This window comes from Muricauda sp. SCSIO 65647 (assembly GCF_021534965.1).
Lineage (GTDB): Bacteria > Bacteroidota > Bacteroidia > Flavobacteriales > Flavobacteriaceae > Flagellimonas_A.
The window spans coordinates 2,784,515-2,796,999 of the sequence record NZ_CP091037.1 but is presented as its reverse complement, the minus strand read 5'-3'; the positions used below and the strand labels follow the sequence as shown (position 1 = coordinate 2,796,999).

The 12,485-nt window shown below is 40.9% G+C and carries 10 protein-coding genes; 5 read left to right on the top strand and 5 right to left on the bottom strand.

The features are described from left to right. Positions 1–47 precede the first annotated feature (47 nt). A complete protein-coding gene (locus tag L0P89_RS12460; RefSeq protein ID WP_235265422.1) occupies positions 48–1,160 on the top strand; it encodes an outer membrane beta-barrel protein in 1,113 nt (370 codons plus the stop codon). Positions 1,161–1,221: 61 nt separating this feature from the next. On the opposite strand, the gene L0P89_RS12455 is transcribed toward L0P89_RS12460, so the two are convergent. Further along, the gene (locus L0P89_RS12455; protein ID WP_235265421.1) at positions 1,222–1,863 is read right to left on the bottom strand and encodes a DUF1684 domain-containing protein; all 642 of its coding nucleotides are present in this window, start codon (positions 1,861–1,863) and stop codon (positions 1,222–1,224) included. A gap of 67 nt (positions 1,864–1,930) precedes the next feature. Between L0P89_RS12455 and L0P89_RS12450 the strand changes: the two genes are divergently transcribed. Next, positions 1,931–2,659, top strand: coding sequence for a DJ-1/PfpI family protein (locus L0P89_RS12450; RefSeq protein WP_235265420.1), 729 nt, complete (start codon positions 1,931–1,933; stop codon positions 2,657–2,659). On the opposite strand, the gene L0P89_RS12445 is transcribed toward L0P89_RS12450, so the two are convergent. Next, positions 2,646–3,839, bottom strand: coding sequence for an alpha/beta hydrolase (locus L0P89_RS12445; protein WP_235265419.1), 1,194 nt, complete (start codon positions 3,837–3,839; stop codon positions 2,646–2,648). The two genes, L0P89_RS12450 and L0P89_RS12445, sit on opposite strands and share 14 nt — an antisense overlap. A gap of 326 nt (positions 3,840–4,165) precedes the next feature. Further along, complete coding sequence (locus tag L0P89_RS12440) at positions 4,166–4,612, bottom strand: Lrp/AsnC family transcriptional regulator (protein WP_235265418.1); 447 nt, start codon at positions 4,610–4,612, stop codon at positions 4,166–4,168. Between the two features lie 118 nt (positions 4,613–4,730). On the opposite strand from L0P89_RS12440, the gene L0P89_RS12435 reads away from it, so the two are divergent. Further along, positions 4,731–5,132 carry a hypothetical protein gene (locus tag L0P89_RS12435; protein ID WP_235265417.1) on the top strand — a complete coding sequence of 134 codons (402 nt, stop codon included), beginning with the start codon at positions 4,731–4,733 and terminating at the stop codon, positions 5,130–5,132. Positions 5,133–5,236: 104 nt separating this feature from the next. Here the strand turns inward: L0P89_RS12435 and L0P89_RS12430 are convergent, their stop codons facing one another. Next, positions 5,237–8,689 (bottom strand): methylmalonyl-CoA mutase family protein, encoded by a 3,453-nt coding sequence (locus L0P89_RS12430; protein ID WP_235265416.1) that lies wholly within the window; start codon positions 8,687–8,689, stop codon positions 5,237–5,239. A 142-nt stretch (positions 8,690–8,831) separates the two neighbouring features. Between L0P89_RS12430 and purU the strand changes: the two genes are divergently transcribed. Further along, on the top strand, positions 8,832–9,680 hold the full coding sequence (gene purU / locus L0P89_RS12425; RefSeq protein WP_235265415.1) for a formyltetrahydrofolate deformylase: 849 nt from the start codon (positions 8,832–8,834) through the stop codon (positions 9,678–9,680). A gap of 415 nt (positions 9,681–10,095) precedes the next feature. After that, positions 10,096–11,619 (top strand): helix-turn-helix domain-containing protein, encoded by a 1,524-nt coding sequence (locus L0P89_RS12420; protein ID WP_235265414.1) that lies wholly within the window; start codon positions 10,096–10,098, stop codon positions 11,617–11,619. Positions 11,620–11,788: 169 nt separating this feature from the next. On the opposite strand, the gene L0P89_RS12415 is transcribed toward L0P89_RS12420, so the two are convergent. After that, positions 11,789–12,295, bottom strand: a complete 507-nt coding sequence (locus L0P89_RS12415) for a hypothetical protein (protein ID WP_235265413.1) — start codon at positions 12,293–12,295, stop codon at positions 11,789–11,791. Positions 12,296–12,485 lie beyond the last annotated feature (190 nt).

Below are 12,485 nucleotides of genomic sequence, written 5' to 3'. Positions count from 1 at the left end.
ATTACTACATCTAACACCCTAATAGAAGGGGATTAAACATTATGATTATGAAAACGATTATCAATACAAAATACGTGAAAATTTTTCTCTTATTGATACTGTCTTTGGTATCATTCACGGGCATCGCCCAAGAAGAAGAGGAAAAAAAGAAGTTTACTTTCAGTGGAACCGTTGACGCCTATTACAGAGCAAATTTCAACGCTTTGAACAAGTTTGTACCAGACGAGACCGGAGATATAATCGCAGGCCCTCAGGCCCCGGGAACCTCATTTGCCAACAGGCCCGGTTTTGCACTGGGCATGGTCAATCTGATCGCTAATTATGAAGGTGAAAAAGTAGGTTTTGTGGCTGACCTGGTTTTTGGTCCAAGGGGAGAAGAAGCCGTTTTTGGTTCGCCAATAGGCTCTGCAAACATTGTCAATCAGTTATATGTCTATTGGAATGTCAGTGAAAGCACTACCCTGACCTTTGGTAATTTCAACACCTTTTTGGGGTATGAGGTCATCTCTCCCGCCGCCAATTTCAACTATAGCACTTCCTATATGTTTTCGTATGGCCCATTTTCACATGCTGGACTGAAGGCTGATTTTGACCTTGGCAATGATTGGAGCGCCATGTTGGCGGTATTGAATCCGACCGATTTTACTGACATCAACCCTTTTGGAAACTTATCTTTCGGTGCCCAATTGGGCTATTCTGGCCAATTCTTGAACATTCTTTACGGAAAACAAGATTTTGGTGAGCAGTTCGACGGAACCGAATTGGTCGATACCGATGCCGAAGCATTGTTTCAAATTGACTATACCGGTGGATTCGATCTCACGGAGAAATTCTACTTAGGCATAAATGCCACCTATCAAGACACAGATGGTGCTGGTTTTTATGGTGCTGCGCTCTATCCACAATTAGCCGCTTCTGAAAACTTTTCGATTGGCTTGAGAGCCGAGTACTTCAAAGAACTTGAAGATGGCGGACCTGTTTATGGCGCAGATGTCGAGTCGTTGGCCTTTACCCTTACCGGAAGTGCTACCATCGGTGATCTGGTCATCAAGCCAGAGCTTCGTTTGGATAGTATTTCAGAAGAAGTATTCTTGGATGGCGATTTAGATCCAACTGACAATCTAGCCTCTTTCGTGTTAGCGGCCGTCTATTCATTTTAGAACCTATTCAAATTCTATAGTTGTCAACGAACCCCGCACCGTTGTTGGATGCGGGGTTCTTTCATTCTTTTTTAAAATCTTTCACTCCTGCTCTCACATTAGTTCTCAAATAATTTTGCCTCGGCACTAGAGGGCAGGAGTATTTTTTGTCGTAGACGCAATAGGGGTTGTAGGCTTTGTTGAAATCAATGACCAAAGTGTCTCCCTTGGGAATCCTTAGGTTGATATATCGCCCTCCACCATAGGTTTCATTGCCATTGGTCTCATCTAAAAAGGGCAAGAACAGATTACCTCTGTATCTTATATCATGCAGCAAATCGAGTGACTGATAGATTTCCAATCGGTGTTTCTTGCCATTCAATTCAAAATGGGCGATACCATAGACCACTTCTTTCGTTTTTCTTTCTGTGGTTGTGGGCATGAAAAAAGGGATGGCATCTGGTGTACGTTCAAAACGAGCCTTTATTACATAAGAGGTATCGGGGGCAAAGAAATCCAATCCTTCGAAATCTTTTCGGTGCCGATCGGGCAATGGCGATGTTTCAGGGTTTTTGAATTCGGCATTCAAACCTTTCTGAAAGGCAATGATTTCAGCAACTTCTTTTGAGGTGGGCGGTGCGACATTATTTTTTTGGTCATGGTATCGCTTCTCTTGCCTGCATGCCAAAAGAAAAAAAATAAGGGCGAAGAAGATGTAGCGCATATTTCCGTACTTTTCCACAAAAATACAACCTACGTATTTTTCCTCCGTAAATCATAATATTTAGAACATGAGGCCCTACCCGATCCTATGCTTTCTTATCATACTTTTTTCAAGTTGTAAAGAGAAGGCCGAAACCAAGCCAGCATCAGCGTCTGTAGTGCCAGCGTTGAATTCAAATGGCTACAATGTTGCCTTTTTGATCATGAACGGCACCTACAACACTGAGTTCACGGCACCTTTTGATATTTTTCAGCATACCCAATACCGCAAAAACATTAAGGTGATGAACACTTTTACCGTGGCAAATACCCTAGATGCCATTACCACTTTTGAGGGCGTTCGGGTACTTCCCGATTTTGACTATACCCAAGATTCCATCCCTAAAATTGACATTTTGGTAGTACCCAGTGCCGAACACCATCTCGATAGCGATTTGAACGATACCGTTATGCTGAACTTTGTCAAAAGAGTCGACAAAGAAGCCTTATATATGACTTCGCATTGTGACGGCGCATTTGTACTGGCAAAGGCCGGACTGTTAGACAATGTAGTTTCGACCACCTTTCCCAGCGATATCGAAAAATACAAACAAATGTTTCCGCAGTTGCACGTTAAAGACAGTGTGCTCTTTGTTCATGATGGCAAATATATCACCTCGGCCGGAGGTGCCAAAAGTTTTGAAGCGGCCCTCTATCTTTGTGAAAGGTTATATGGAAAAGAAATTGCCCGATCATTGGCCAACGGCCTGGTCATCGATTGGAACTTGGAGGAAGTGCCCAGTCTCATTCTTCAATGACCTCGTAACGTGCATCTTTCAAGTACTTTTCCACTACTTTGTTGAACTCGGGCGTAATACGTAACAGTGCCGTATGTTCGACTGCGTATAATTTTTCTTTGTCTTTAAACCCCTTTTTTAAAGCCTCTTCCAAATAAAAAATAGCAGTGCCGAAATCTTCATTTTTTGCAGCCAGTGAAATCACTTTAAGATAATGGTCAAAATCAGTGGGCTCGGTTATGGTCTTGAGCATATTTAGAAACAACAAGGCTTCTTCATCTACCTGTTTTTCTGACCTTACCAAATCAATATTATCTTCAATCAACGCATTGACAAAGCCAAAAAGACGATGCCCCATGGCTTTTTCAGCGGTATTGCCGCCTTGAATGAATTTGTCAAGCTCTGACATTTGATAGTTCCACCATCCAAGGTTATTGTAATTATAGGTGAGCACGTCTTCATCAAGGTAGTACAAGTAATCTTCCTTTAGCAGCGATTCTTTGAAAAGAGCCGCATTCTCGTTACGCTTTAGTGCTCTATATAATCTTTCTTTTCGAAGGTTTTTCTTCAACTCTTTCAGGGAATCGGTATTTTGGTGCAATCGGTACACGGAAAGCATTTCATCCAAGACTTTTTCGGCTATCAACAATTTCAGCTGGCCACGCAATACGGAAAACCGCCGTAAATCTTCATCATATGCTTTTTGAACGTATACGGAATCTTTAGGGATAGCCCCTTTGGCCATATCTGATAAATTGAACCGCATTAGGGCGGTATGCAATAGGTCGTTATTGGGCCATTCTTGGCCGCCATCAAAAACAATGAGTTGATTCTGAAACTTAAGTCGGTGCAAAATCTTCTGTAGTTTCAGGAGTTCTGTATAATTGAAATCTTTCTTGCCGACTACCCCGATGAAATGGAACCGATTTTTCGAACTGAGCATCTCTGGGTTCATTACCGAGGCCCCACAAGAAATAATGCCATTTATGTTTTTGAGAAAGAAAGGGGTAATATTTGCAAAACGACCTCCATTTGAAAAGCCCGCCACATAAATTCTACTAGTGTTGACGGGCAATATTCGCACAGTGCTTTCAATGGTTCTACCGGTTCGCAACATATTTTCAGAAAGCGATATCGTATCATTGATATGGTTGGGCGATGCTAGAATATAGCCCTCTTGCTCTGCCGCGTTCTTGAACATTGAAAGCGCCTGTTTTGCTTTACCATTCATATCAAAAACGAATAAGATCGGCCATTTTTTGGTCGTTACAAAGTTGGAAGGCAAGTAAAGTGAATAGGTTTCGGCAGACTCTTCACCAACCGATAGAGAGTCAAGTACGACACCTTTTTTTAATACTAGTTCTTGTGATATGAGTAATTGAAAAAATAATAGAAAGACAAAAGCTATACTGTAATTCTTCTTCATAGCGGTATAAACACAAAAATCTGGCCAAACCTGTTTTGTGGTACAATAAAGATAATGAACTCGTCTTGACTTTTTAAAGTTGGCCAAAAAATTGTTCGTAACTACATGTTGTTCAAGGGATCGTTCGAAACCACGTTCGATAGTACAATATGTGTTCTACACTCACCATAGACGATAAGTTCGTCGATGAATCTTTCTAAGTGCGCTTGATCGCTCAGCACTACTTCCATGACAATGTTTTCATTACCGGTAATACGATAGCAATTAATGACCTCATCATAAGACTTTACTTTATCTAAAAAAGGTTTCAGTTTGCCCATGAACGCCCTGAGCATGATAATGGCCTTCAATTGGTACCCCAAATGACCATACGATAGTTTTGTATGATATCCCGTGATGACACCCAAATCTTCCATTTTTTTGATTCGTTCTGCCACAGCGGGAGGGGTAAGCCCAACTTTTCGTCCGATTTTGGCAAAAGATTCCCTGGCATTTTTCCTGAGTTGTTTCAGGATGTGAATATTCAATTTATCTACCTTTAAATCCAAAGTACTTTCTTTAAAAAAATTAAAATCAAAGGTATATAAATACTTTTACTTTCATTTTAAAAGTTGACTTTCTTGATTCTGATGTAATTTTATTATGATTAAAAATTGCTCTAAAAGAATGAAAAGCAACTCTTTACATTCGTTGCCCGTTTATAGAAAATCACTTGATCTACGTGATTTGAGCAATGCCGTGGCTTCTTATTTTTCGTACAACAAAGATATATTCACGCTTCGGCAATCGAATAGTTTTAGGGATAATCTCTACGATTCTTTATTGACGGATACCTCGCTCATCACCAAAGAAATAGAACATGCGGCACAAAGCAAGTCTTATGCCGTTCGTATGAAAAGTGTTACGTTCATCAATATTATGACGCGGAACATACTTGCCTATTGCAATGGTCTTGAAAAAGATGGTATAAAAGAAAAGGAATATTTGAATCTTTTGCGCAAAGAAATCAAGAGCTTCAGAAAGTCATTCAAAAAATGGCGCCTTTCGTTGCGCAATGACGAATATTAGTCCCTTCCTTAAAAACACCTTTTAATCTCAGTATATCTAGAATGCAATGTACCATAGGTGAGACCCTTTGACTGTGGTTCTGCGTTGTTTGGGATGCTCTCTACTTACATATTTCTTCTATACTGTCCTCCAACTTCAAACAGGGCATGGGTAATTTGACCCAGGGAACAGTATTTGGTCACTTCCATAAGCTTTTCAAACAAATTCTCATTGGCGACCGCTACTTGTTGCAGCTCTTTGAGCAGTATCGCTGATTTTTCTGCATGAATGTCATGAAGGCCCTTAAGCGTATCGATCTGTTGCTGCTTCTCATCTTCGGTGGCCCTTATCACTTCTGCCGGTAAAATGGTCGGGGAGCCTTTTGAACTAAGAAAGGTATTTACCCCAATAATCGGATATTTTCCTGAATGCTTCAAGGTTTCGTAGTGCAAACTCTCTTCTTGTATCTTTGAACGTTGGTACATGGTTTCCATAGCGCCAAGCACCCCACCGCGTTCAGTGATTCGGTCAAACTCCATTAAAACTGCCTCTTCGACCAAATCGGTCAATTCTTCAATGATGAACGAGCCCTGCATCGGATTTTCGTTCTTCGCCAAGCCCAGTTCTTTGTTGATGATCAATTGAATGGCCATAGCCCGTCGTACCGATTCTTCTGTAGGTGTTGTAATGGCCTCGTCATAAGCATTTGTATGCAGCGAATTGCAGTTGTCATAGATGGCATAAAGAGCTTGCAACGTAGTTCTTATATCGTTGAAATCGATTTCTTGGGCATGTAGGCTTCTGCCTGAGGTCTGAATGTGATACTTCAGCATCTGTGCCCTAGGCCCAGCACCATATTTTTCCTTCATGGCCTTAGACCAAATTCTTCTTGCCACGCGCCCGATTACAGCATATTCGGGATCGATTCCGTTCGAAAAGAAAAAGGAAAGGTTGGGTCCAAATTCGTCAATGTCCATCCCACGGCTCAAATAGTACTCGACATAGGTAAAGCCATTTGATAGCGTAAAGGCCAATTGCGAGATCGGGTTGGCCCCAGCCTCGGCGATGTGATAACCCGAAATGGATACCGAGTAAAAATTTCTGACCTTGTTGGAGATGAAATACTCTTGTACATCACCCATCAAACGTAAGGCGAACTCCGTAGAGAAAATACAAGTGTTCTGTGCTTGGTCTTCTTTTAAAATATCTGCCTGTACGGTACCCCTGACCTGTGCCAAAGTTTCACTTTTTATTTTTTCATAAACTTCTTTCGGAAGCACTTGGTCACCAGTAACCCCCAAAAGCATTAATCCCAATCCATCATTGCCCTCGGGAAGATTGCCCTGGTAACTGGATCGTTTTGCCTTTTTGTTGTTATATATGGCTTCTATTTTTTTCTTGACCTCTTTTTCAAGCCCCTCTTTTGTGATATACTTTTCACAATTCTGATCAATGGCAGCGTTCATGAAAAAACCGAGCAACATGGGTGCCGGACCATTTATGGTCATACTTACCGAAGTCATGGGGTCGCTCAAATCAAAGCCCGAATACAATTTTTTCGCATCGTCGAGACAGCAAATGGAAACGCCTGCATTTCCAATTTTGCCATAGATATCAGGTCGTAGGTCAGGGTCATGACCATATAGCGTTACAGAGTCGAACGCAGTCGATAGGCGCTTGGCGGGCATATCGAGACTTACATAATGAAACCGTCTGTTGGTACGCTCTGGGCCACCCTCGCCGGCAAACATTCGGGTTGGGTCTTCATTTGTTCTCTTGAACGGATAGATTCCTGAGGTATAAGGAAAAGCTCCAGGTACGTTCTCTTGCAACATCCAAAGCAACAAATCGCCCCAGGCCCCATATTTCGGCAAAGCCACTTTTGGTATCTGTAGGTGCGACAGCGATTCGGTATGGGTGTCGATGTTGATTTCTTTACCGCGAACTTCAAAAGAATAAACAGGGTTTTTATACGCATCGACCTTTTCTTCCCAATTCAGCAGCATTTCCCAATTTCGAGGGTCAAAATCCATTTTCACCCTATCAAATTCCTTGACCAGCATAGCCAGCAATGTCTTAACTTCATCCGATTTTCCTTTCGAAAGAATACGCTTTTCATTCAACCCAGATTTGTCCAAAAATTGTTTTTCTTGGGAAGCGTCCACACCTAAAATCGAGATGATGGTCTTGAAAATACCGAAAAGCCTTTGGGCGAGCTTTGATTGTTGGGTTGCTGTTTCATCATAGCCCCTATTGTTTTCTGATATCTCAGACAGATATCGCACTCTTGCAGGAGGTATGACAAATATTTTCTCTGGCTCGTTGTCTATTTTAAAGTCTGAATCAAAAACCACGGATGTCTTTCTGTTCAGCGTTTCTATTACGTTTACGTACAAGCGGTTCATGCCCGGGTCGTTGAACTGTGAGGCTATGGTACCGAAAATGGGGAGGTTATCTAAATCAACATCCCATAGACCATTGTTGCGTTGGTATTGCTTTTTTACATCACGCAAGGCATCTTGTGCCCCCCTTTTATCAAATTTGTTGATGGCCACTAAATCTGCAAAGTCGAGCATGTCGATTTTTTCAAGCTGGGTCGCCGCCCCAAACTCGGGTGTCATCACGTATAATGACATATCGCTATGCTCTAAAATTTCGGTATCGGATTGACCGATGCCCGAAGTTTCTAGAATAACCAGATCAAAGGCCGCGGCTTTCAATACCTGTATCGCCTCACTCACATGTTTTGAAAGTGCGAGGTTCGATTGACGGGTAGCCAATGAACGCATATACACCCTGGGGTTATTGATTGAGTTCATCCGGATGCGGTCTCCAAGGAGTGCCCCACCTGTTTTTCGTTTTGAGGGATCGACCGAAATAATGCCTATATGTTTATCGGGGAAATCCATTAGAAAGCGCCGCACCAGTTCATCGACCAAACTTGACTTGCCCGCTCCGCCAGTTCCGGTGATACCCAAGACAGGTACGTTCGTATTGGCCTTTTCAAAAGATGAGAAGTGCTTTTCAAATTCACTGCGCCTATTTTCAGCCAAGGAAATCAGACGGGCAATGGTCTTGACATCTTTTTCGGCAAACAGTTTCTTTAGGTTTTTTCCTTTGGGAACATACAGCCCGGGAACTTCGAAATCTGACTTTTCGACCAAATCATTGATCATGCCCTGTAAGCCCATTTCACGACCATCATCAGGTGAATAGATTCGAGTGATGCCATAATCCATCAAATGTTTGATCTCTTCAGGCAAGATCACACCGCCCCCGCCACCAAAGATTTTGATATGCTTGGCACCTCTTTCTTGCAATAGGTCGAACATATATTTGAAATACTCGTTATGACCCCCTTGGTATGAGGTCATGGCTATGGCATTGGCATCTTCTTGAACAGCACATTCCACAACCTCTGAGACGCTGCGGTCATGGCCAAGATGTATGACTTCGACACCAGCTGTCTGAATGATGCGCCTCATAATATTGATAGCCGCATCATGGCCATCAAAAAGCGAGGCGGCCGTCACAACTCTGATTTTGTTTTGGGGTTGGTAGGGCCCAGTTTGCTCCATCTTCAAAAAAGTGCGAATTCGACCCCTGCAATTTACGAAAAATGCAATGAAAAATGGTTTGTAGTTGTAATTTTATAAAAATTAATCCAGAATATAGCCCCTGATTTAGAATACGCTAATTTTGGAGGTTCAAACCACAACATTGAAGCTTACTTTTCTCATACATTGTCCCGACCAAGTGGGAATCATCAGTGCGGTGACCAATTTTTTGCACCAACAGGGGGGCAATATCATCTATCTTGATCAGCACGTTGACAAAGAGGCAAAAGTGTTCTTCATGCGTTTAGAATGTGAGTTTGAAAAAACTATCGATGAACTTGCCCTAAAGTCGTCTTTTGAAAATCTTTTGGCCAATAAATACCAAATGCAATGGTACATTCACCAAGAGCATATCAAGCCAAAAATGGCTGTTTTTGTGTCGAAATACAAACATTGCCTATATGATATATTGAGCCGTTACCAATCGGGCGAATTATTGGTTGAAATACCTTTTATCTTGAGCAATCATAAAGATTTATGGTTTATTGCCAAACAATTCGACATCCCTTTTTATCATGTTCAGGTCAACAAAGAAGACCGTGCAAAAGCCGATAATGAGCAACTCAGGTTACTTCAGCAACATAATGTTGACTTTGTGGTATTGGCCCGCTATATGCAGATAATCTCACCAAAAGTCATCACCGCACTCCCCAACAAAATCATAAACATTCACCATTCTTTTTTACCGGCCTTTGCAGGAGCCAAACCCTATCATGCCGCTTTTAAACGGGGCGTAAAGATTATCGGTGCGACCAGCCATTATGTAACCGAAGAGCTTGATGCGGGCCCCATTATAGCGCAAGATGTGTCAACGGTAACCCATTCGCATAGCATTGATGACCTAGTGGCAAGGGGCCGAGACCTTGAAAAAATTGTCTTATCCCGTGCCGTACTGCTCCATGTACATAGAAAGACAATGGTCTACAACAATAAAACGGTCATTTTTTCATAGTGTCATTTTACTTTCTTAATAAAAGAATAAGATTCGCAAAAGAAATCCTAATTTTTTGAAAACGAGACAATAATAAAATTCAAACCTCGTTCTTCTAATGTACAAGTGCAAACATAACGAATACCTAAAGTTAGTTTAACCTTGTCGTTCTCATTTAAACTGAATTTTGTACCAAGTTATCTGAGTTAGCATTTTTTTGAGTTAGTTAGTTTTAGAACCGGCGTTATCACGCCGGTTTTTTTATCCCCTTACGTCAGATTCGAGGTGAAAGTCTGTTCAAACTCTTGTTTTCAGGCCATTGAGAGCATGTTTCGAAAGGTAAATTATTATCGGGGATTACTTTATTAAGCTTTTTTTAACGTTTTCGTCCTAACAATTTGTTAATTTCAAAAGGTGCTAATTCATCAATCAAATCATGAGATTGAGGGTATTTATTATTATCCTATTTTTCCTATTGTTCAAGTGGAGTTATTCGTCGATCCACAAAGACGTTCCTTCTTATAATTTGGAAATTGTATCAGAGTCGATGCAAGACTCTTTGGATTGGGCCGATTACTACTACAACATCCATAGATACAAAAAGGCCATTCCGCTATACGAAAAAAACTTGTCCAATCCGAAAGCGGAAAAAACACATATTCTTAAAAAACTTGCCCTCAGTGAGGCCGCCCTAGAACATCCTGAAGAATCGGCATCGCATTTGAATGACTATCTACTATTGGAATATGACCCAAATTTTCTTTTCCATGAAGGGTTTGACCCTATAAGGGGTTCAACAAAATTCAAACACATCTATGAAGCAATTGTACCTGAAATAAATATTTGGTCAATAGGTTACTTTGTAGTGGCCATGATAGGCTTTTATGTAATTGCGATCATATTGCTCAATAGACGCATCAACCATATTGCCGGACTTTTGATTTCGAGCTTTATTTTCATACACTCACTTTTCATATTGAACATTTCAATAATTCAGGCCCGCTATCAATTTGAATTTCCACATGCACTTTTAATGTCTACTTGGGCTTCTTTTTTGTATGGCCCACTGCTATATTTCTATTTCAAGAAAATTGCCTTTAAATATTCATTCAAGCCCATTGACCTATTGCACCTTTTGCCCACTTTGATTCTTTTGGCATACATGATGGCAAATCTTTATATCATGTCAACGGATGAAAAAATAGAACTGATGCTCACCCGGCTGAAAAATGGCCTGACCGCCCATCAGTCAAACAAACTAATGCTTATCGTGATCCTAAAAATCATCTCTTTAGTGGTTTATGGGTACTTCATTAGAAGTGTGTACCTCAAGAGCAAATCAAAAAAACTTATGGACAGCACCAGTCAAACTTGGCAGAGAAATATCTATTTCATCCATATTCTTTACGTCGCTACCTACACAACTTATGGCATATTGATCATGAATGGCTACAGTTCTGGTATGTTTTACAACCTATCTATCGCAGCCATGGCCCTTATGGTACTGTATGTGGGCTATTCGGCAAATATTCAGCCCCAAGTTTTCACCGGTTCGTACACCTATATCAACAAAATTTTTCCTAAGTACGAAAAATCGGGACTCACCCCCAGTCTTTCGCTAGAACTAAAGGAAAACCTTCTAAAATTGTTTGAGAACGATAAAATTTACAGAGAGAATGATATCAGTTTGGGAATGGTCGCCCAAAAACTGAACACCACCCGGCACAACGCTTCTCAGGTCATCAATGAGCACTTTAATGTCAGTTTTCATGAATTGGTCAATACCTACAGGATAGACGAGGCCAAAAAGATACTTAAAGAAGAAAATGGCCCAAAGCTCAATATCATTGACATCGCGTATGAGGTCGGCTATAATAACAAGGTCACGTTCAACAAGGCCTTCAAGAAGAATACCCATCTGACCCCCACTGAATATCAAAGAAATGCTGCAAACATGTAGCTTTTCAAAAAGGTAAAGGTTTACAGGTTTTTACTAAAATGATGTTTAAAAGTCAGTAATTAAAAATGAAAGACCGATATCTGAAAACGACCTTGCACGTTTGAAAATCACTTTCTTATCGTCTCATTCTTTGATAGTGATTAATTAGCACCAAACACAAGGTCGTTTTTTACTCCAATACTTTTTTATATAAGCCATCAAAAGCTACACTTGTTACCTCATCACCCTTCAAAACTTCCCATAATTGACGTACAGACCCATCTTTGTTTAAGGTCCAGGTAATCCGATTTCGATATTTTTGGCCATCGGGCCTCTTCAATTCCACCGAGGTCATTACCATTCGATTATCAACACGGTTGCCTATAAGTTTTAGATGGTTGCCCGTATTATCGATCCATAATTGTTCCCACTGTTTTTCAGGGGCATTGTAAAAATTAAGGCTCGTGCCGGTAAACCCGCTTTTTTCACTTGTCCAGTTTTCTCTAAGCACACATCCATTTTCTTCTTTGACAATACTATTTTTTCCAGCAGGAGTGCCATCTGCATTGGTGACAATCCACTCGCCTACCCAAAAATCAAATGCTTGTTGCGCTTCTGAGCAGCAATTACAGTCAGCCGTTTGAGAAAATGCACCTACAACTGTCAAGAGCATTAGAAAAAAAATCGTTCTCTCCATTGTTCTGAATTTAAGGTTGATTTCGTCAAAACTGTCATACTGCTAAATGTAAGTTAAAACCCAGGTCTTAATGGTCTCATTTGTTGGGCAATCTGTCAATTTTACGTTAAAATTGGACAAATTGCCTGATTTTTAGGCGTATACCACTTTTGACGAAATCCAAAAGGCTGTTTTCTGCGTATCTTTGTTA

Coding starts and splice junctions, on each gene's coding strand:
- L0P89_RS12435 (WP_235265417.1), top strand. CDS start 4,731: ATGAAAAGCAACTCTTTACATTCGTTGCCCGTTTATAGAAAATCACTT.
- L0P89_RS12430 (WP_235265416.1), bottom strand. CDS start 8,689: ATGGAGCAAACTGGGCCCTACCAACCCCAAAACAAAATCAGAGTTGTG.
- L0P89_RS12455 (WP_235265421.1), bottom strand. CDS start 1,863: ATGCGCTACATCTTCTTCGCCCTTATTTTTTTTCTTTTGGCATGCAGG.
- L0P89_RS12460 (WP_235265422.1), top strand. CDS start 48: ATGAAAACGATTATCAATACAAAATACGTGAAAATTTTTCTCTTATTG.
- L0P89_RS12420 (WP_235265414.1), top strand. CDS start 10,096: ATGAGATTGAGGGTATTTATTATTATCCTATTTTTCCTATTGTTCAAG.
- L0P89_RS12450 (WP_235265420.1), top strand. CDS start 1,931: ATGAGGCCCTACCCGATCCTATGCTTTCTTATCATACTTTTTTCAAGT.
- L0P89_RS12445 (WP_235265419.1), bottom strand. CDS start 3,839: ATGTTCAAGAACGCGGCAGAGCAAGAGGGCTATATTCTAGCATCGCCC.
- L0P89_RS12415 (WP_235265413.1), bottom strand. CDS start 12,295: ATGGAGAGAACGATTTTTTTTCTAATGCTCTTGACAGTTGTAGGTGCA.